Raw genomic sequence first — 19,281 nt, forward strand, 5'->3', positions numbered from 1 at the left:
CTGACAACCTATCGGACGGCCCGGTCACACGTAGAAAGCGGTGAACGGGGCCCAGGGCAGGTTACGCAGGACGCTCCAGACCGCCCACACCACCATGAACACGATCATCGCGCGCGGACTGATCGTCAGTTGCGGAATCCGCCGGCGGAACAGCCGGCGACCGGCCCAGGCGACGTACAGATACAGCAGGAAGGGCACCGCGAACACGAAGATCGCGTGGTGCCGGGCGGCGGCCGGCAGGTTGCCGTGCAACAGATACCACGCCGCGCGGGTGCCGCCGCAGCCCGGACAGACGAAGCCGGTGGTGTATTTCAGCAGGCAGGTCGGTGCGGCGCCGGCCTCGGCGTGGGTCGGGTCGGTGACCAGGGTGTAGCCCACCGCGCCGCCCATGCAGGCGAGCACCGCGAGCGGGGCCAGCCAGACCGGGGAACGGGTGGCCACGCTGTCGAAGAAGCGGGTGATCCGGTCGGTCTCGGCAGCGGTGTGGTGCCGGTAGGCCGGCCAGTCCGGGGGCACCTGTGGGCCCTGCAACGGCTGGGTGGCCAGCCACGGCGGGAGGGTGGTGCTCATGGGCGCCACGGTACACCTCACAGGGCTTTGACCGCCGCCGCGAGCGGGCCCGCGAAATCCCCCGCGACCGGGGCCGCGATCGCGTCCAGACCCAGCCAGGCCGCCAGCCGGCGCAGCTCCGCGGCCAGCGCCTGAGCGGTCTCCTGCGGCTCGGCGGACGGCTCCAGCCAGGCGGCCGGCACCTCCAGCACGCCGGTCTGCCGGTTCGCCTTCAGGTCGACGCGGGCCGCGAACCGGTCACCGAGCAGGAACGGGAGCACGTAGTACCCGTACAGCCGCTGCGGTTTGGGCACGTAGATCTCGATGCGGTAGGTCATGTCGAAGAGCCGCTCGGTCCGCTCCCGCTGCCAGATCAGCGGGTCGAACGGGCTGATCAGTGTGGCCACGTCCACCCGGCGCGCCAGTTTCGCGTCACGGTGCAGATAGGCCACCGGCCGCCAGCCGCGCACCGTGACCGGGCGCAGCACACCCTCCTCGACCAGCTCGGCGATCGCGACTCGGCACTCCCTGGTGGGCAACCGGAAATAGTCCCGCAGCTCCGCCTCCGCGGCGACGCCCAGCGCCCGGCCGGAGAGGTCGACCAGGGCCCGGATCGCGTCCTCCGCCGGCGGCGTCGGCGTCGCCAGCACCGCCGGCGGCAGCACCCGCTCCGGCAGGTCGTAACGCCGGGCGAAGGACGTGGTGCGCTCGGCGGCGGTGACCTGGCCGCTCCAGAACAGCCACTCCAGCGCCTGCTTGACGACCGACCAGTTCCATCCCCAGTGGTCCGTGCGGCGCGGGGCGTCGTGCTCGATCTCGCTCGCCGTGATCGGGCCCCGCCGCCGCACCTCGTCGAGCACCCAGGCGACCAGCTCCGGCTGCTCGGCGACGATCCGGCGCATGCCGCCCCAGGCGAGCTCGCCGGCGCGCGCCATCCGCCAGCGGAACAGCGGCTGCAGGTCGGCCCGGATCAGTGAGGCCTCGTGCCCCCAGAACTCGAACAGCTCCCGGGGCCGCTGGTACGCCGCGCGCTCCAGCAGGGCCGCCGGATAAGGGCCCAGCCGACTGTACAACGGCATGAAGTGGGCACGCTGCAACACGTTCACCGAGTCCATCTGGATCAGGTGCAGGCGGCGCAGCACCCGGCGCAGGTGCCGCAGATCGGCGGCGCCACCCGGTTTCGGATCGGTGAAACCCTGCGCGGCCAACGTGACCCGGCGGGCCTGCGCGACGGAGAGCGATTCGGCGGTCTTCATCGACGAGCAGAGTAGAACAGGGGTATGACAGAGTCGGTGATCCGGTCGATGACCTCCTCGGACGTCGACGCGGTCGCCGCCGTGCACGTGCGCGGCACCCAGGCGGGTTACGCCGGCCTGCTGCCCGCGTCACATCTGGCGTCGCTCGATCCGCTGGTCTTCGCCGCGCGGCGCCGGGCCGTGCAGGAGAAACCCGGGCGGCACACGCTGGTCGCCTGGCAGGACGGGCGGATCGTGGGCTTCGCCAGCTTCGGGCCGGACCGGGACGACGCGTCCCTCGGCGAGCTGTACGCGATCTACGTGGACCCGCCGGCGTGGGGCAGCGACGCGGGCCGGCTGCTGTTCCGCGCCGCCTCGTCGATGCTGGCGGAGGCCGGGTATCCGGCGCTGAGGCTCTGGGTGCTGGCCGCCAACCAGCGGGCGCGGCGGTTCTACGAGCGGGCCGGGATGACCACCGACGGGGTGCCCGTGCCACACCGCGCGGGCGCCGGGGTCGAACTGCCCAAACTCCGGTACCGCGGCCCTCTGTAGGCTGCCGCCATGGCACTCGGCTTCGTCCGTCCCGCGCGTCCTTCGGATGCCCCGGAGATCGCCCGCATCCAGTTGACCACGTGGCGTTCCGCGTACCGGCGGATGTTCCCGGCGCATGTGCTCGCGGCGCTCTCCGCGGACGCGCTGACCGAGGGCTGGACCGAGGCGATCACCGCGCCGCCGTCCGGCCGGCACCGGGTGCTGATCGCCGTCGAACAGGGGGAGAGCGCGGAGCACGTGGTGGGATTCGCCGCGGCCGGGCCGGCCGACGAGCAGGCCCTCGCACCGGAGGAGCCGCCCCTGCCGGACACCGTGGCGGCGGTCACCGATCTGCTGGTGGAGCCACGGTGGGGGCGCCGGGGGCACGGCAGCCGATTGCTGGCGGCGGCGGTGGACCTGTGGCGGGAGGACCAGTTCCGGTACGCGGTGGCCTGGGTGTACGACACCGACACCGTGATGCGGAAGTTCCTGGAGTCGGCCGGGTGGGAGCCGGACGGGGCGGGGCGGGCACTCGACGTCGAGGACATGCTGGTCCCCCAGCTCCGCCTCCACGTCGCACTGGCGCCCTGACCCGTCCGGCCCGCGCCCCACGCAACACACCTGGGCCCCGCGGGTCACATCCGCGGACCCAGCCCAGGACGGCACCCCCGCGCACCAGCCCGCCGCGCGTCGCCCGGAAACGCCAGGGCCCGGGCACACCGTCCCGCGCGGCACAGACGACCCGCGTAGGGACACCGGCAGGCGCGGCAGGGCGGAGCCACACGGACACGCCGGCCGGCGCGGCTGCGGCCGACTCCCGGCAGCGGCGCGAGGCGCGGTTCCCGGCCCAGCCGGAGCCTTGCGCGGGACAGCCTGAAGTGGGCCGCAGCGTCGTGGTGACCGCACGGCGGGCCGGGCGGGCGGACGTGGTGGCCGTGTCCGGGGTGTCCGGCCCTGCCACCCACCCGGAATGAAGGGTCCGGCGATCGTTCTGGACGCGCCAGCGGCCAGATCGCCGGACCCGGCCCCGGCGGGAGCGGCGGCCTGTACCCCGCTGGGCCTACGACATCCAGATCTTGAATGTGATCCTGCTTGGCTCAGGCGAGCAGATCGTCCAGGCCGAGGGTCAGGCCCGGGCGCTTGACCACCTCGCGGATCGCCAGCAGCACGCCGGGCATGAACGACGAGCGGTCCAGCGAGTCGTGCCGGATGGTCAGCGTCTCGCCCGCCGTGCCGAACAGGACCTCCTGGTGGGCCACCAGGCCGGCGGCCCGGACCGCGTGCACGCGGACACCGTCGACGTCCGCGCCGCGCGCGCCGCCGAACTCCTCCCGCGTCGCGTCCGGCATCGGGGGACAGCCGGCGGCCTTGCGGGCGTCGGCGATCAGCCGGGCGGTGTGCGTCGCCGTGCCGCTGGGGGCGTCCAGCTTGCGCGGGTGGTGCTGCTCGATGATCTCGACGGACTCGAAGTACCGTGCCGCGCGAGCGGCGAACTGCATCATCAGGACCGCGCCGATGCCGAAGTTCGGAGCGATCACCACGCCGACCGAGGGCTTCTCGACGAGCCAGCCCCGGACCTGGTCGAGGCGCTCCTGGGAGAAGCCGGACGTGCCGACCACCGAATGGATCCCCTGGTCGATGGCCCATTTCAGGTTGTCCATCACCACACCGGGGTTGGTGAAGTCGACCAGCACCCGGGCGCCCGCCGAAGCGGCCGAGGCCAGGGTGTCGTTGTGGTCGATCAGCGCGACCAGGTCGAGGTCGGGGGCGGCGTCGACCGCCTTGCACACCTCGAGGCCCATGCGGCCACGAGCGCCGAGGACGCCGACGCGAACGGGTTCAGGCTGAACGTGAGTCACCCGGTGAACCTAACCTAGCCGCCCACCACCGTTCGGCGGCACCCACCACCAGGAAGGTCACCGCCACGTAGACCCAGCCGACCAGCACGTCGATCACGTAGTGCTCACCGGTGTAGACGAGCGTGAACGTCATCGCCAGCGGGTACGCCAGCAGCAGCGGCCACCAGCGCCTGCGCACCATCGGAAGGAAGAACGCGACGGCCATCATCGCCCACGCGGTGTGCAGCGAGGGCATCGCGGCGACCGGGTTGGACTGCTCCACCTGCAGCGCGTTCAGCGTGTTGCCGGCGCCGTGCAGGCCGATCACGTCCCAACCGTTCGTGGAGATCCGGGCGACCGGCTCGGCGAGATAGCCGTGCTGATGGGCCCACCAGGGCGGGGCGGCCGGATACAGGAAGTACGTCACCAGGCCGAACACGCAGAGCGTGATCCACCGGCGCATGAAGCGGCCCCACGGCGCCCGGGCCCGCACCCAGAGGATCACCGCGATGGTCGGCACGGTGAGGAAGTGCGAGACGTAGACCAGTGTGACGATGGCCAGCCACCACGGGGTGTCGCCGGGGTGGTAGAGGTGCTGCTGCAGCCACGTGGTCGGCACCTGACCGCCGGTCAGCCAGCCCCACAGCGCCTCGTCCGCGTGGATCAGCGGGGTCACGTGCGGAGCGAAGAAGTCGTCTGCCCAGCTGCGCGAGACGTTGTAGACCACCAGCAGCAGCGCGATCGGCAGCCAGTCCCGCAGGAACCGCAGGTGGGTGCGCCACGGCTGGTGGTTGCGCCAGGCGATGGTGGCCAGCCACAGCCAGCCGAACGCTATCAGCGGGTCACTGGTCGGCACCCCGATGAAGTAGACGCCGACGGCGAAGACCACCCCCCAGACCAGCATGCCGATGGTCCGCCTGCGCCGCAGCGACAGGGTTGGGGGGGTCTCCAGCGTCGTGGTCACGGGGACCAAGGTTAACCAGGGGGAAACGCGCCCTCGTCGAACGGTCCCACCACGGCCAGGGACTGTTCGCGGGCCAGCAGATCGGCGGCGACCTCCGCGACATCGGCGGTCGTCACCGCGTCGACCCGCGCGAGCAGCTCGTCGACACTCATCAGGTGACCGTGCAGGAGCTCGGACTTGGCCAGCCGGCTCATCCGGGAACTGGTGTCCTCCAGGCCCAGCACGTAGGAGCCCTTGACCATGCCGCGGCCGCGGACCAGCTCCTCGGCGGTGATCCCGCCGGCGGCGACCCGCGCCAGCTCGGTGCGGATCAGGTCGAGCACCTCGGCCGCCTTGCCCGGGGCGCAGCCGGCGTAGACGCCGAACAGGCCGGTGTCCGCGTACTGGCTGGCGTAGGAGTACACCGAGTAGGCCAGCCCGCGCTTCTCCCGGATCTCCTGGAAGAGCCGGCTGGACATGCCGCCGCCGAGCACGTTGTTCAGCACGCCCAAGGCGAACCGGCGCTCGTCGTAGCGGCTCAGGCCGACCGTGCCGAGGACGATGTGGGCCTGCTCGGTGTCCCGGTGCAGGACCACGGTGTGCGGCCTGCGTACCCGGACCGGCTTGTCGCCGTCCCGCGGACCGGCCGGGTCGGCCGCCCCGGTGTCCAGCGGGCTGCCGGCCAGCGCCTTGCGCACCAGCCGGACCACAGCGGCGTGGTCCAGGTTCCCGGCGGCGGCGATCACGATCTCGGGCGCCCGGTACCGCTTCCGGTAGAAGTTGTCGATCTGGTTCCGGGTCATCGGCGTGACCGACTCCGGTGTGCCGGAGATCAGCCAGCCGAGCGGGTGGTCGCCGTAGATCGCCTCGGCGAACACGTCGTGCACCTCGTCGCCCGGCTCGTCCTCGTGCATGGCGATCTCCTCGAGGATCACGCCACGCTCGGTCTCCACGTCGGTCGGCTCGAGGAGCGAGTCGGCCACCGCGTCCACCAGCACGTCCACCGCGAGCGGGAGATCGCTGTCGAGCACCCGCGCGTAGTAGCAGGTGTACTCCTTCGTGGTGAAGGCGTTCGTCTCGCCGCCCACCGCCTCGATCTCCGCGGAGATCTCCAGCGCGGTGCGCTTGTGGGTGCCCTTGAAGAGCAGATGCTCCAGGAAGTGCGAGGCGCCGGACATCGCCGGGGTCTCGTCGCGGGAGCCGATCCCCACCCAGATGCCCAGCGCCGCGCTGCGGGTCGTGGGGATCGACTCGGTGATGATGCGCAGACCACTGGGCAGGACGGTCTTCTTGACCCCGTCCTGCAGGGTCCTGGTGACGGCACGGGCCGGCCTCTCGGCCGGCCCGTGGACGGAACTAGCTGTCACCTCTACTCGCGGCGTTCGCCACGGTCGCCGGACGGGCGGGACCGGCGACGGCGGGGCTCGCCGCCACCGTTGCCCTCCCGCGGGGCACGCTCCTCACGGGGCTTGCTCTCCGCGGCCGGCTCCGCGGCCGGCGCCTCCTCGCCCTCCGGGCGCACCTTGTCCAGGTAGATCTTGCCGCGCTGGTCGATGTCCGCGATCTGGACCTCGACCTTGTCGCCGACGTTGAGGAAGTCCTCGACCTTCTCGACCCGCTTGCCGTCGCCCACCTTGGAGATGTGCAGCAGGCCGTCGCGGCCGGGAAGCAGCGAGATGAAGGCGCCGAACGCGGCGGTCTTCACCACGGTGCCGAGGAACTTGTCGCCGACCTTCGGCAGGGTCGGGTTGGCGATCGCGTTGATCCGCTCGACCGCGGCCTCGGCGGCCGGGCCGTTGGTCGCGCCGACGTAGATCGTGCCGTCGTCCTCGATGGAGATGTCGGCGCCGGTCTCGTCCTGGATCGCGTTGATCGTCTGACCCTTGGGGCCGATCACCATGCCGATCTTGTCGACCGGGATCTTCACGGTGGTGACGCGCGGGGCGTACTCGCTCATCGCGGCCGGGGCCTCGATCGCCGCGGTCATCACCTCGAGGATGGTGGCCCGGGCCTCGTGCGCCTGCTGCAGCGCGCCGGCCAGCACGTCCGACGGGATGCCGTCGAGCTTGGTGTCCAGCTGCAGCGCGGTCACGAACTCGCTGGTGCCGGCGACCTTGAAGTCCATGTCGCCGAACGCGTCCTCGGCGCCCAGGATGTCGGTCAGCGCGATGTACTGCGTCTTGCCGTCGACCTCGTCCGAGATCAGGCCCATCGCGATACCGGCGACCGGGGCCTTCAGCGGCACACCGGCGGAGAGCAGGGCCAGCGTCGAGGCGCAGACCGAGCCCATCGAGGTGGAGCCGTTGGACCCGAGGGCCTCGGAGACCTGCCGGATCGCGTACGGGAACTCCTCGCGCGAGGGCAGCACCGGCACCAGCGCGCGCTCGGCCAGCGCACCGTGGCCGATCTCACGCCGCTTCGGCGAGCCCACCCGGCCGGTCTCACCGGTCGAGTACGGCGGGAAGTTGTAGTTGTGCATGTAGCGCTTGGTCTTCTCCGGCGAGAGCGTGTCCAGCGCCTGCTCCATGCGCAGCATGTTCAGCGTGGTGACACCCAGAATCTGGGTCTCGCCGCGCTCGAACAGCGCCGAGCCGTGCACCCGCGGCAGCACGCCGACCTGCGCGCTGAGCGGGCGGATGTCCCGCGGCCCGCGGCCGTCGATGCGGATCTGCTCGCGCAGCACCCGCTGGCGGACCTCGGCCTTGGTGACCGAGCGGAACGCCGCGCTGATCTCCTTCTCCCGGCCCTCGAACCGCTCGTCGAGCAGCTCGTGCGCCTTCGCCTTGACCAGGTCGAGGGCTTCCTCGCGCTCCTGCTTGCCGGCGATCTTCAGGGCCTCGGCGGTCTCCTCGCGGACGGCCTCCACGACCGCCGAGTAGACGTCGTCCTGGTAGTCCAGGAAGACCGGGAACTCGGTCACCGGCTTCGCGGCGACCTCGGCCAGCTCGCTCTGCGCGCGGCACAGCTCGCGGATGGCCGGCTTGGCGGCCTCCAGGCCGCCGGCGACGATCTCCTCGGTCGGGGCCGTGGCGCCACCGGCGATCAGCTTGACCGCCTGCGGGGTGGCCTCGGCCTCGACCATCATGATCGCGACATCGCCGTCGGCGAGCACCCGGCCGGCCACGACCATGTCGAAGGTGGCCCGCTCCAGCTCGTCGATGGTCGGGAAGGCGACCCACTGGCCGTCGATGTGCGCGACCCGGGTCGAGCCGACCGGGCCGCTGAACGGCAGGCCGGAGAGCTTGGTGGACATCGACGCGGCGTTCATCGCGACCACGTCGTACGGGTGCGCGGGGTCGAGCGCCAGCACGGTCTCGACCACCTGCACCTCGTTGCGCAGGCCCTTGGTGAACGACGGGCGCAGCGGCCGGTCGATCAGGCGGCAGGTGAGGATGGCGTCCTCGCTGGGACGGCCCTCACGCCGGAAGAACGATCCGGGAATGCGGCCCGCCGCGTACATCCGCTCCTCGACGTCGACGGTCAGCGGGAAGAAGTCGAAGTGCTCCTTCGGCGCCTTGCTGGCCGTGGTGGCGGAGAGAACGGTGGTGTCGCCCAGCTGGACGAGCACGGATCCGGCGGCCTGCTTGGCCAGACGGCCGGTGGAGAAAACCACCTCGCGGGTGCCGAACGACCCGTTGTCGATGATGGCGGTACGAGTTTCGGTGCCAAGAGCGGTCTGCTCTGTCAAGTGAGGTACTCCTCTTCGTCGAGGACCCGGCGGTCTACAGCGCGTTTCAACAAGGCCGGTCTTCGATCGAAGTACCCAGGTGGTGATGCCTGGGAACCACTACCGGAGACCGGTGCTGCCGGTGTGAGCCGCGCGGGTCCGTGGGGTGGTGGTGCTTCGGGGAGCGGCCGGAGCCGCTCCCCGGCAAGACTATCGGCGCAGGCCGAGGCGCTCGATGAGCGTCCGGTAGCGGGTGATGTCCTTCTTCTGAACGTAGTTCAGCAGGCGGCGGCGCTGACCGACCAGCAGCAGCAGACCACGACGGCTGTGGTGGTCGTGCTTGTGCACCTTGAGGTGCTCGGTCAGGTCGGCGATCCGCTTGGTGAGCATGGCGACCTGAACCTCGGGCGAACCGGTGTCGCCCTCCTTGGTCGCGTACTCACTCATGATCTTGTTCTTGGTGTCTTGGTCGAGCGCCATGATCTCCGAACTTCTGTGTTGCCGATTCACGGATTCCCGCGGCCCGCGGCGTCGGGCAGGCCGTGCCTGTCAAGGCACAGCGGGACCGGTGTCGAATAATCCAGACGACCACCAAACCCTACCAGGGGGTTACCGAAGCAACACGCGGGTCTCTTCGACGTCGGCCCGGATCTGCGCGATCAACGGTTCGATGTCGTCGTATTTCCGCTGCTCCCGGAGGTGCGCGACAAAATCGAGGCTGACCCGCTCACCGTAGAGGTCACCCGAGAAGTCAAGAGCGTACGCCTCCACCCGGCGCTCCCGCCCGGAGAACGTCGGATTGGTGCCGATCGACACGCTGGCCGGCCAGCGGCCGCCGTTCTCCCCGGCCCGGGTCAGCCAGGCCGCGTAGACGCCGTCGGCCGGGACCGCCGCGTAGCGGTGGGTCATCAGGTTCGCCGTCGGGAAGCCGAGCTCGCGGCCGCGCTGGTCGCCGCGGATCACCACGCCGTCCAGCCGGTGCGGGCGGCCCAGCGCGGCGGCCGCGGCACGCACGTCCCCGGCGTCGACACAACTGCGGACGTACGTCGAGGAGAACACCACCCCGTCCGCCGAGACCAGCGGCGCCTCCTCGACCGTGAAGCCGAACGCCCGCCCCAGGCTCTCCAGCAGCGTCACGTCGCCGGACGCCTTGTGCCCGAACCGGAAGTTGTCCCCGACCACCACGTCTGTGGCGTGCAGCGCCTCGACCAGCGCCCCGTGCACGAACTCGTTCGGGCTGAGCAGGGAGAACGCCGGCGTGAACGGGATCACGCAGAGCGCGTCCACGCCGAGTTGCTCGATCAGCTCCGCCTTGCGCACCGACTCGGTCAGCACCGCCGGGTGCGAGCCCGGGCGGACCACCTCGGACGGGTGCGGGTCGAAGGTCAGAACCACCGACTGCCGGCCCAGGTCCCGGGCGCGCTTCACGGCGTGCCCGATGATCGCCTGGTGCCCGCGGTGCACGCCGTCGAAGACGCCGATGGTCACGACCGATCGGCCCCAGCCGCCGGGGACCGCCTCCAAACCCCGCCACCGCTGCATCGAAAAGCTCCTCCGCCTCGTCGTCAGCCATAGCGTATCGATCGCTTATCCCTCCTGCGACGCGCCCGGATCGGTACGATTAGCACCGATATGAGCATCGGGTGGAGCCGCCTCGTCCTGCTCGCCGCGGAACTCACCTTCGCGGTGCTCTTCCTGCGCGGACTACTCGGTTACCTGCGTCACCGCGATCCGCTGCACCTCGACGTGACGCTGGTCTTCGCGCCCTGCACGATGGCCTTCTCCGCCGACCTGATGCACCAGGACCTGGCCAACCGGCCGGGCTGGGCCAGGGGCTTCACCTCTGTCGCGCTGATGGCGCAGCCGTTTCTCACCCTCCGGCTGGCCAGCCGGCTCCGCCAGGTGCCCCGGTGGCTGGTCGCCGGCACACTGCTGGGCTTCGTGGTCCTGGCGATCCCGCTGGCGGTGGCCGGCCGCCCGCTGCCGTTCGGCCTGAAGGTCGCCGCCGTGCTCTACTTCTTCTCCGTCGAGTCGACCGCGGCCGCCCTGCTCTTCGGCAAGGCCCGTACCCGGACCGGCGCGAACCGGGCCCGGCTGATGGTCGCCGCGGCCGCCACCCTCGCCTTCGCCCTGATGATCCTGCTGCTCGGCGCGGCCGGCCCGGACACCCCCGCGCTGAGATCGGCCAGCCACATCCTCGCGCTGGCCAGCGGGCTCGGGTACCTGATCGCGTTCGCGCCGCCCCGTTGGCTGAGCCGGCTCTTCGCGGCCACCGCGGCGCGGTCGGTCACCGAGCGGCTGCTACGGGCCCCGGCCGACTCCCCGGAAGCGGTCTGGCAGACCTACGCGGAGATGATGCGGGTGCAGACCGGCGCGGACGCGGTGGTCGTGGTGCTGCCCCGGCCGGACGGCCCGCGCCAGATCGGGTACGCCGGCCCACCCCTCGACGTCCCGGACGCGCCGATCGACGCCGACCTCTCCGTGCTGATCCGCAGCGGCCTGCCGGCCCGGCTGCGGGACGGCGACCCGGCCCTGGTCCGGCACTTCGGCGCCGGGCTGGCCGACGACTTCGTGGTCGCGCTGCGGATGCCGGTCCCGCCCGACGTCGAGGGCTGGGTGCTGCTCTTCAACCGGCACCGCGGCCTGTTCAGCGACGACGACCTGCGGCTGCTCGCCGAGCTCGGCAGGCAGGCCGGCGTCCTCGCCGAGCGGCAGGCGGTGAGCGTGCTGGAGCGCCGGCTGGCCGCCGAGCTGAGCAACTCGGTGGAGGCGCTGACCCGGGCCAACGAGGCGAAGAGCAACTTCCTGGCGAACATGAGCCACGAGTTGCGTACACCGCTCAACGCGATCATCGGCTTCAGCGACCTGATGCGCCTGGAGAACCCGGAGGGTGACCGCCGCCGGGTGCCGGCCGACTGGGTCGACCACATCCACGACAGCGGCCGGCACCTGCTCGGCCTGATCAACGACATCCTGGACCTGGCCAAGGTGGAGGCCGGACGGATGGACCTGCGGGTCGCCCCGGTACGGGTGGACACCGCCATCGAGGAGCTGCTCACCACGCTGTCCCCGCTGTTCGCCCAGAAGCGGCTGACGGTGATGATCGAGCTGGCCCCGGTCACCGCGCTGGCCGACCGGCTCCGGCTGCGCCAGATCGTGGAGAACCTGGTCTCCAACGCGATCAAGTTCACCCCCGCCGAGGGCACCATCACGATCACCACGTCCGGCACGGACACCGACGTGTGCATCGTCGTCACGGACACCGGGGTGGGCATCGCCGACGCCGACGCGGAACGGGTCTTCGAGGAGTTCCAGCAGGTCGGCGACCCGGAGCGGCGGCACGCCGGGACCGGCCTGGGCCTGGCGCTGACGCGCCGGCTGGTGGAGGCGCACCGCGGCGGGATCACCCTGGACTCGACGCCGGGCCAGGGCAGTACCTTCACGGTACGGCTGCCCGCGGCGCCCGTGACACAGCCGAGCGCCACCGGGACGGCCGGGGCGCCGTACGTGCTGCTCGTCGAGGACGACCCGCACTCCGCCGAGCTGATGCAGACCCAGCTGAGCAACGCCGGCTACCGCGTCGAGGTGGCCGGCACCGGCGAGAGCGGGCTCGCCGTCGCCCGGTCCCACAAGCCGGACGCCATCGTGCTGGACGTGGAACTGCCCGGGATCTCCGGCTGGGAGGTGATCCGGCGGCTCAAGGCGGACGCCGCGCTGGCCGGCGTGCCGGTCTTCTTCGCCAGCATCCTCGACGAGGCCGCGGCCGGGCTGGCCCTGGGCGCGCACGACTACTTCGTCAAACCGGTCGACCAGCCGGCCCTGCTCAGCGCGCTGTCCAACGCGATCGCCGCGCGGCGGGTCCCGCGGGTGCTGGTGGTCGACCACGACGACGCGGTTCGCCACGCCATCGAGGACGGCCTGCGCGCCGGCGGCGCCGACGTGGTGGCCTGCGCGGACGGGCGGGACGGGCTGGCCCGCAGCCGTACGGAGAACTTCGACCTGATCGTCTGCGACATGCAGTCCCCGGAGGCGGACGGGTTCAGCCTGCTGGCCGCGATCGAGCAGGACCCGTCCGGGCGGCACACCCCGGTGCTCGGCCTGAGCGCGGCGGCGCTGTCCGAGCGCGCGCCCGGCGACACCGCCCCGCTGATCGCCACCGCGATGGCCGGCGGGGTGGTCGCCGAGGCGATGGCCGGCGGCGCGGGCTGGGACAGCCTGGCGCCGCTGCTCGGACCGCACCCGGCGGCCCAGCACCCGGCGATCCCGCACCACCCGGCGCACCCGGTGATCCGCCGTACGTCCGGGGGCGCCCACCCGCCCGCCGGGGCGGTCCAGCTGCGCAGCGCGGTGCCCCGCGGGCTCGAGACCGCGAAGGAGGATCAGTGAGCGAGCGGCATCGCATCCTGCTGGTCGAGGACGAGGAACTGAACCGGATGCTGGTCAAGGCGGTGCTGTCCCGGGCCGGCGTGGACGCGGTCCGCAACGCCGAGCTGGTCGACGCCACCACGCTGAGCGAGGCCCGGGAGAGCGTGCGCGGCGGCGGGTTCGACCTGATCCTGCTCGACCTGAACCTGCCCGACGGCAACGGCCTGTCGCTGGCCCGGGAGCTGGCCGCGAGCGAGCCGCCGACGGACCGCCCCAAGCCGGTGGTGGTGGCGGTCACCGCCAGCGTCCTCCCGCAGGATCAGAAGGCCGCGTTGGACGCCGGGTGCGACGACTTCCTGGACAAGCCGTACGCCGCCGCCGACCTGGTCGCCACGGTCGCCCGCCACCTGACCTGACGGCTCACGCGGGCGCCAGCACGATCTCCGCGCGGGCCCGCCCGCCCCGCTCGCTCACGATCGCCAGCACGTCGCCCGCCGGGGAGAACACCGCGTAGGGCCCGTCGATGCCGGCCGCGCTCAGCGGGCCGCCGTGCCGCAGCACCCGGGTCTCCTCCTCGGTCGCGACCCGCTGCGGGAAGGAGCGCCGGGCGGCCTCGGACATCGGTAGGCCGACCACGTCCGGCGCGCGCTCCTCCAGCTGCTCCAGGGTCGACGCGGCGTCCAGCGTCATGCCGCCGACCGCGGTCCGCCGCAGGGCGGTGAGATGCCCGCCGACCCGCAGCGCCGTGCCGAGGTCACGAGCGATGGCCCGGATGTAGGTGCCCGAGGAACAGGTCACGTCGATGTCGACGTCGACCACGTCCGGACCCTGCGGCCGGCGGATGTCCAGCACCTCGAGCCGATGCACGGTGACCCGCCGGGCCGGGATCCGGACGGTCTCGCCCTCGCGCACCCGCTTGTAGGCCCGCTCACCGTTGATCTTGATGGCGCTGACCGCGCTCGGCACCTGGTCGATCTCGCCCACCTGCGCCGCCAGCCCGGCCCGGATCGCCTCGTCGGGCACGGCCGCGGCCGGCGCCGTCGCGGTGACCTCACCCTCGGCGTCGTCGGTCACTGTCGACTGGCCCAGCCGGATCGTCGCGGTGTAGCTCTTCTCCGACCCGATCACGTAGGTGAGCAGCCGGGTGGCCCGGTTCACCCCGATGATCAGCACACCGGTCGCCATCGGGTCCAGCGTCCCGCCGTGCCCGACCCGCCGCGTCCTGGCCAGCCGCCGGATCCGCGCCACGACGTCGTGCGAGGTCATCCCCGCCGGCTTGTCCACCACAATCAACCCGTCCACCGTGTCACCCTATGGCCCGCCCTCCCCGTTCCGGGCCGAGGGTCCACCAGATCAAGATCAATCGCGTCCGGTACGGCCCGCGGGCGCGAGCAGGAAAGCTGCTCCGGCACCGCGGGGAAACGGCTCAGCGCGCCGGATCAGCGGGTGGCCCCGACCACCACCCAGCGCGACGAGCGCCAACGCGTCACCGTGGCCACCAAGCGGACCAGGACGAACAACGCCAAGCCGGCCCAGACCCCACCCAACCCCAGATCCAGGGCGTAGGCCAGCCAGATCATCGGCAGGAACCCGAGCAGCGCCCCGGCCGCCGTCGTCGTCCGCAGGTAGGCGATGTCCCCCGCGCCGATCAGAACGCCGTCCAGGGCGTACACCACCCCGGCGAACGGCAGCAGGCCGGCGAACCAGGGCCAGACGACCGCGGCCTGCTCCAGCACCGGCGGATCGTCGGTGAACAGGCCCGGGATCACCGAGCTGCCGGCCACGACCAGCGCGGCGAAGACGACAGCGGCCAGGCCTCCGGCGATGGTCACCCGGCGGGCCACGTCCCGGGCCTGGTCCGCGTCGCCCGCGCCGAGGGCCGCGCCGACCAGGGACTGCGCGGCGATCGCCACGGCATCCAGCACCAGCGCCGCGAAGAACCACAGTTGCAGCGCGATCTGGTGCGCGCCGACCGCTGCCACCCCGAAGCGGGACGCGACAGCGGTGGCCGACAGGAAGCACAGCTGGAAGGCCGCCCCGCGGATCAGCAGGTCCCGGCCGAGCACCACCTGCCGGACGATCAGCGCCGGCTGCGGCCGCAGGTGCCGGGTCTCGCGGATCAGGGCGAGCAGGAACAGTCCGCCGCCGACCGACTGCGCGGTCACGTTGGCGATCGCGGAACCGGTCAGGCCCAGGCCGAGCGGATAGACCAGCAGCGGACAGAGCAGCGCGGACAGCACGTTCGCGCCGAGCACGATGACCAGCGGCCGGCGGGTGTCCTGCACGCCGCGCATCCAGCCGTTCCCGGCGGCGGCGAGCAGCAGGCCGGGCACGCCGAGCGCGGCGATCCGCAGCCACCCGGCGGCCGCGTCGGCGGTCTCCGGGTTGCCGGCCAGCGCGTCCGCCAGCGGCCCGGCCAGGAGCACGCCGAGCAGGCCCAGCAGCACGCCCACGCCGAGCGCCAGCCAGGACGCCTGGACGCCCTCGGCGACGGCGGCCGGGCGGTCGCCCGCGCCGAAGCGGCGGGCGGCGCGTCCGGTCGTCCCGTACGCCATCAGGGTGCCGAACCAGACGGCGACCGACATCACCGTGCCACCGACCGCGACGGCGGCCAGCGGGACCGGCCCGAGATGGCCGACCACGGCGGTGTCCACCAGCACGTACAGCGGCTCGGCGGCGAGCACCACGAGAGCGGGCAGGGCGAGTGCGGCGATCTGGCGGGAGCCGGTTCGCGGCTGGGCAGACGGGCTCATGGTGTCCCATGATGCCCGCCCAGCGGTAAGGGCTACAACCCGGGCTGGGGCCTTACCTCTACTGGCGCGTGTCCAGCGACGTCTGCAGCGCGCGGCGCGCCTGCTCACGGGCGTCTTCGGTGGGCTGGGGCTTCGGCTTGGCAGCCATCAGAGTGGTTCCTTCCACGGTGTGTGGTTTGGGCGCCGACTGGAGGCGCCCGGAAGCGGTCGAGCGGGGCGTCACATGGGCCGGTCCGGGATCGCCGGACGCTGGCGGGGTGACGCGACCCGGGCCGGTGGGCCCGGGCGGCTCGCGGTCTCACGGGAGGCGGAGGTGTCAGCCGCGCAAAACCAAATCACCGTTCAGGACCCAAACTAACGTTCAATCAGCCCGTGGCACGGACGGTTCCCGCGATCCGAGACGGAAAGAAGGGGGCCACCCTTCCGGGCGACCCCCTGCGAGCTGCTGAAACAGCGTCAGATCAGGTAATCGTCAAGTAGCCGACGGACCCGGTCGACCAGGTCGCCGGGCTCGCCGTGCCCGGTGAAACCGGCGGCCAGCCGGTGACCCCCGCCGCCCTGGGAGATCGCCAGACGGCTCACGTCGACCGCGCCCTTGCTGCGCAGCGACACCGCCCACTCCCCCTCGGCGACCTGTTTCACCAGCACCGACACGTCGGCCTCGGCCACCGAGCGGACCGGGTCGATGAGCGTGTCCAGCACGTACGGCGGCTGCTCGTGCCGGGCCAGGTCGGCCAGCGTCGCGTACGTCCAGACCAGGCCGCGCCCACCGGCCGCGGCCGGATCCAGCACCGCGCGGCCGAGCACCTCGCCGGTCAGCTTCATCGCCCCGAACGGCCGGGAGTCGAAGATCCGCCGGGAGATGTCGCCGGGCCGCAGCCCGGTGGCGATCAGCCGAGCGGCCAGCTCGTGCACCGCCACCGTGGTCAGGTCGAACTTGAACGACCCGGTGTCGGTCGCCAGCGCCACGTAGAAGCACTCGGCGATCTCGGCGTCCAGCCGGACCCCGAGCCGGGTCACCAACTCCTCGGCGAGCACCGAGGTGGCCGCGGCGTGCGGGTCCACCAGCTGGATCGTGCCGAAGCCGGTGTTCGACGCGTGGTGGTCGAGGACCACGCTGACCGGCGCCGCCGCGACCTGGGCGGCGAGACCGCCCAGACGCGACTCGCCGGCCACGTCGAAGACCAGGACCAGGGCCGGGGCGCGATATGCCGCCTGCTCCGGCACCAGCATGGCGACGCCGGGGAGCTGGGCGTACGGCGTGGGCACGCGGAACTCCCCGGGGAACGTCGCACGGACCCGGGTGAACCCGAGCCGGCGCAGCCCCAGCGCGAACCCGAGCATGCTCCCGAGCGCGTCCCCGTCCGGGCTCACATGGCAGACCAGTTGGATCTCGGCGTCGCCGCCGAGCGCGCGGACCGCCGCGACGGCGGCGTCCCACTGCTCGGCGGCGGGCCCGGTGGACTGATCGATCACCCGAGGTCCTCGCGGGCTCCCACCCGCTCGTCCTCGTCCTCGTCCACCGGCTCTTCGCTCTTGTACGGATCCGGGTCGCCCGCGTACTGCTTGCCGGTCGCCAGCCGCTGGACCTCCTCGTCCCGGTGCCGGGCCGCGGCCAGCAGGTCGTCGATCTCCTTCACGTTGTCCTGCACGTTGTCGAGCTTGAACGCCAGGCTCGGCGAGTGCCGCAGCCCGAGCGCGTGGCCGACGCGGCTGCGCAGCATGCCCTTGGCGCTCTCCAGCGCCGCGGCCGTCGAGGCCTGCTCGGTCACGTCGCCGAGCACCGTGTAGAAGACGGTCGCCTCACGGAGGTCACCGGTGATCCGGGCGTCCGTGACCGTCAGCATGCCGAGGCGGGGATCCTTGATCTCCCGCACCAGCGAGGCCACCAGCTCACGGACACGCTCCGCGTGCCGCCGCGTCTTGGCCGGATCCGACATCTCGCCCACCTCCGACTGTGGAACCCGCGGGTCAACGTTCCCCCGCCCAACTGCTGAAGCGTACCCAGGTGGGATGGCCGGCCCACCACACGGTTTTCAGTCGTCGTCGCCGTGGAGACGGCGCTTGACGGAGAGCAACTCGATCTCCGGGCGCCCGGCCACCTGGTTCTCGCAGGTGTCGATCACGGCGCGGGCCTGTGCCGGGTCGGGGGCGACCACGGCGACCCCGATCTGGGCGCGGCCGTGCAGGTCGTGGAAACCCACCTCGGCGGCGCTCACCTCGAACTTCTTCAACATCGCGATGATCGGCCGGACGTACGATCGCTTCTGTTTGAGCGAGCGCGAGTCACCGGGCAGGAGCAGGTCGAAGACTGCGGTCTCGGTATACATCAGCGAGCCAGGCTACGCCCCGTTCCGCCGCTGGTCAGCCCCTTTTCCGGGCGACCAGCACGTCGCGCTCGATGCCCTGGTCGACGCGGTGCGCCAGATCGCCGTGCTCGACCAGCTCCAGCCCGGCCGCGAGCAGGATGTCCTCGGCCAGCTCGCGCCGGGCCACCTTGGTGTTCCAGGACAGGCCGACCGCGCCGCCGGCACGCAGCAGCGGCAGCCATTCCGGCACGGCCCGCTCCAGCAGGTCCAGCGGGCGCCGGGAGAGGCCGCCGGCGTCGTCGTACGACCCGTGCGCCACCCCGTACGGCAGGTCGGCCACCAGCACGTCCGCCACGTTGCCCCGGATCAGCCCGTCCAGCGCCGTGGTGTCGGCCTGCAGCACTGTCACCCTCTGCACCGCGCCGGCCTTGTGGTCGTCCTTGCTGGCCGCCAGGGTGACCTCCAGGCGGCGGGCGGCACGGCGGCCCTGCCGGCGCACCGGCACCAGGTCGGCGGTGTGCTTGAGCCGCTTGCGCTTGAGCCAGGTCTGCAGGAACAGCTTGTACGCCTCGACGTCCTTCCCGTCGATCTCCACGCCGAGCGCGTCGTAGCCGTACATCAGCGCCTGGTTCAGGGTGGTGCCCCGGCCGCAGAGCGGGTCGAGCACGGTGAGGTGCCCGTCCAGCATCCGCTCGGCGGACGCCGAGGCGAGCAGGGTGAGATTCAGCACCAGTTTGGTGAACTGCTCGTTGGTCTTGCCGGCGTACTTCGGGATGGTGATCAGGTCGCTGTCGTAGCGGGCCAGCGGGGTCAGCCCGAGCGGCCGCAGCAGGTCACCCTCGACCAGTTCGAACAGCGCGTACGCGGCGGACAGGTTGGCGACGAACGCAATGTCCCGGGCGGTCAGCTCGGCGTCGAAGGTCAGGTACTCCACGCCGCCGATCTGCGTGACGCCGATCCCGGCGAGCTCCGAGGAGAGCACCGGGGCGAACGCGGCCAGCTCCGCCTGGGACATGCGGGACGCCTGATCGGCGTAGACACGGTTGGCGGAGGGCGCGAGCAGCATGGCGTAGCGGGACATGCCACCCATC

At 72.1% G+C, this 19,281-nt stretch carries 18 protein-coding genes; 4 read left to right on the forward strand and 14 right to left on the reverse strand.

The features are described 5' to 3' along the window. Window positions 1–24 precede the first annotated feature (24 nt). Both Asi03nite_RS01865 and Asi03nite_RS01870 read right to left on the reverse strand, forming a co-directional pair. Window positions 25–570: a DUF2752 domain-containing protein gene (locus Asi03nite_RS01865; RefSeq protein ID WP_203676615.1), complete on the reverse strand. Its 546-nt coding sequence runs from the start codon at window positions 568–570 to the stop codon at window positions 25–27. Window positions 571–587: 17 nt separating this feature from the next. Further along, window positions 588–1,805, reverse strand: coding sequence for a winged helix-turn-helix domain-containing protein (locus tag Asi03nite_RS01870; protein WP_203676616.1), 1,218 nt, complete (start codon window positions 1,803–1,805; stop codon window positions 588–590). Between the two features lie 24 nt (window positions 1,806–1,829). On the opposite strand from Asi03nite_RS01870, the gene Asi03nite_RS01875 reads away from it, so the two are divergent. Next, complete coding sequence (locus tag Asi03nite_RS01875) at window positions 1,830–2,336, forward strand: GNAT family N-acetyltransferase (protein ID WP_239102295.1); 507 nt, start codon at window positions 1,830–1,832, stop codon at window positions 2,334–2,336. Between the two features lie 9 nt (window positions 2,337–2,345). Further along, complete coding sequence (locus tag Asi03nite_RS01880; protein ID WP_203676617.1) at window positions 2,346–2,906, forward strand: GNAT family N-acetyltransferase; 561 nt, start codon at window positions 2,346–2,348, stop codon at window positions 2,904–2,906. 506 nt (window positions 2,907–3,412) lie between these two features. Here Asi03nite_RS01880 and dapB read toward each other — a convergent pair. From dapB to Asi03nite_RS01910, 6 genes are all read right to left on the reverse strand, one after another. Continuing rightward, window positions 3,413–4,174, reverse strand: a complete 762-nt coding sequence (gene dapB / locus Asi03nite_RS01885) for a 4-hydroxy-tetrahydrodipicolinate reductase (RefSeq protein ID WP_203676618.1) — start codon at window positions 4,172–4,174, stop codon at window positions 3,413–3,415. Further along, window positions 4,155–5,057 carry a phosphatase PAP2 family protein gene (locus Asi03nite_RS01890; protein ID WP_239102336.1) on the reverse strand — a complete coding sequence of 301 codons (903 nt, stop codon included), beginning with the start codon at window positions 5,055–5,057 and terminating at the stop codon, window positions 4,155–4,157. The genes dapB and Asi03nite_RS01890 overlap by 20 nt, the downstream gene beginning before the upstream one ends. Before the next feature lie 71 nt (window positions 5,058–5,128). Beyond that, the gene (locus Asi03nite_RS01895; RefSeq protein ID WP_203676619.1) at window positions 5,129–6,463 is read right to left on the reverse strand and encodes a M16 family metallopeptidase; all 1,335 of its coding nucleotides are present in this window, start codon (window positions 6,461–6,463) and stop codon (window positions 5,129–5,131) included. Between the two features lie 2 nt (window positions 6,464–6,465). Further along, window positions 6,466–8,784 (reverse strand): polyribonucleotide nucleotidyltransferase, encoded by a 2,319-nt coding sequence (locus Asi03nite_RS01900; RefSeq protein WP_203676620.1) that lies wholly within the window; start codon window positions 8,782–8,784, stop codon window positions 6,466–6,468. 189 nt (window positions 8,785–8,973) lie between these two features. Further along, complete coding sequence (rpsO, locus tag Asi03nite_RS01905) at window positions 8,974–9,243, reverse strand: 30S ribosomal protein S15 (protein WP_203676621.1); 270 nt, start codon at window positions 9,241–9,243, stop codon at window positions 8,974–8,976. A 129-nt stretch (window positions 9,244–9,372) separates the two neighbouring features. After that, window positions 9,373–10,305, reverse strand: a complete 933-nt coding sequence (locus Asi03nite_RS01910; protein WP_203676622.1) for a bifunctional riboflavin kinase/FAD synthetase — start codon at window positions 10,303–10,305, stop codon at window positions 9,373–9,375. 90 nt (window positions 10,306–10,395) lie between these two features. Here Asi03nite_RS01910 and Asi03nite_RS01915 point away from each other — a divergent pair, with 90 nt between their 5' ends. Then, entirely contained in the window at window positions 10,396–13,149 is a 2,754-nt protein-coding gene (locus tag Asi03nite_RS01915; RefSeq protein WP_203676623.1) for a response regulator, read from the forward strand. After that, window positions 13,146–13,544: a response regulator gene (locus tag Asi03nite_RS01920; RefSeq protein WP_239102297.1), complete on the forward strand. Its 399-nt coding sequence runs from the start codon at window positions 13,146–13,148 to the stop codon at window positions 13,542–13,544. The genes Asi03nite_RS01915 and Asi03nite_RS01920 overlap by 4 nt, the downstream gene beginning before the upstream one ends. A 4-nt stretch (window positions 13,545–13,548) precedes the next feature. On the opposite strand, the gene truB is transcribed toward Asi03nite_RS01920, so the two are convergent. The 6 genes from truB to Asi03nite_RS01950 form a co-directional block, all read right to left on the reverse strand. Then, window positions 13,549–14,430 carry a tRNA pseudouridine(55) synthase TruB gene (truB, locus tag Asi03nite_RS01925; RefSeq protein WP_203676624.1) on the reverse strand — a complete coding sequence of 294 codons (882 nt, stop codon included), beginning with the start codon at window positions 14,428–14,430 and terminating at the stop codon, window positions 13,549–13,551. A gap of 137 nt (window positions 14,431–14,567) precedes the next feature. Further along, entirely contained in the window at window positions 14,568–15,881 is a 1,314-nt protein-coding gene (locus Asi03nite_RS01930; RefSeq protein ID WP_203676625.1) for an MATE family efflux transporter, read from the reverse strand. Window positions 15,882–16,337: 456 nt separating this feature from the next. Further along, entirely contained in the window at window positions 16,338–17,357 is a 1,020-nt protein-coding gene (locus Asi03nite_RS01935; protein WP_373872075.1) for a DHH family phosphoesterase, read from the reverse strand. Beyond that, window positions 17,354–17,821 carry a 30S ribosome-binding factor RbfA gene (gene rbfA / locus Asi03nite_RS01940; RefSeq protein ID WP_203676626.1) on the reverse strand — a complete coding sequence of 156 codons (468 nt, stop codon included), beginning with the start codon at window positions 17,819–17,821 and terminating at the stop codon, window positions 17,354–17,356. Before rbfA ends, Asi03nite_RS01935 begins: the two co-directional genes overlap by 4 nt. A 96-nt stretch (window positions 17,822–17,917) precedes the next feature. Continuing rightward, complete coding sequence (locus Asi03nite_RS01945) at window positions 17,918–18,211, reverse strand: DUF503 domain-containing protein (protein WP_203676627.1); 294 nt, start codon at window positions 18,209–18,211, stop codon at window positions 17,918–17,920. A 34-nt stretch (window positions 18,212–18,245) separates the two neighbouring features. Then, on the reverse strand, window positions 18,246–19,271 hold the full coding sequence (locus Asi03nite_RS01950; protein WP_203676628.1) for a TRM11 family SAM-dependent methyltransferase: 1,026 nt from the start codon (window positions 19,269–19,271) through the stop codon (window positions 18,246–18,248). Window positions 19,272–19,281: the final 10 nt, after the last annotated feature.

The organism is Actinoplanes siamensis, assembly GCF_016862395.1.
Lineage (GTDB): Bacteria > Actinomycetota > Actinomycetes > Mycobacteriales > Micromonosporaceae > Actinoplanes > Actinoplanes siamensis.

Bases quoted from the DNA above. Each gene is read 5' to 3' on its own strand.
- Asi03nite_RS01875 (WP_239102295.1), top strand. From the start codon at position 1,830: ATGACAGAGTCGGTGATCCGGTCGATGACCTCCTCGGACGTCGACGCG.
- rpsO (WP_203676621.1), bottom strand. From the start codon at position 9,243: ATGGCGCTCGACCAAGACACCAAGAACAAGATCATGAGTGAGTACGCG.
- Asi03nite_RS01865 (WP_203676615.1), bottom strand. From the start codon at position 570: ATGAGCACCACCCTCCCGCCGTGGCTGGCCACCCAGCCGTTGCAGGGC.
- Asi03nite_RS01950 (WP_203676628.1), bottom strand. From the start codon at position 19,271: ATGTCCCGCTACGCCATGCTGCTCGCGCCCTCCGCCAACCGTGTCTAC.
- Asi03nite_RS01945 (WP_203676627.1), bottom strand. From the start codon at position 18,211: ATGTATACCGAGACCGCAGTCTTCGACCTGCTCCTGCCCGGTGACTCG.
- Asi03nite_RS01910 (WP_203676622.1), bottom strand. From the start codon at position 10,305: ATGCAGCGGTGGCGGGGTTTGGAGGCGGTCCCCGGCGGCTGGGGCCGA.
- Asi03nite_RS01880 (WP_203676617.1), top strand. From the start codon at position 2,346: ATGGCACTCGGCTTCGTCCGTCCCGCGCGTCCTTCGGATGCCCCGGAG.
- Asi03nite_RS01930 (WP_203676625.1), bottom strand. From the start codon at position 15,881: ATGAGCCCGTCTGCCCAGCCGCGAACCGGCTCCCGCCAGATCGCCGCA.
- Asi03nite_RS01870 (WP_203676616.1), bottom strand. From the start codon at position 1,805: ATGAAGACCGCCGAATCGCTCTCCGTCGCGCAGGCCCGCCGGGTCACG.
- Asi03nite_RS01915 (WP_203676623.1), top strand. From the start codon at position 10,396: ATGAGCATCGGGTGGAGCCGCCTCGTCCTGCTCGCCGCGGAACTCACC.
- Asi03nite_RS01890 (WP_239102336.1), bottom strand. From the start codon at position 5,057: ATGCTGGTCTGGGGGGTGGTCTTCGCCGTCGGCGTCTACTTCATCGGG.
- rbfA (WP_203676626.1), bottom strand. From the start codon at position 17,821: ATGTCGGATCCGGCCAAGACGCGGCGGCACGCGGAGCGTGTCCGTGAG.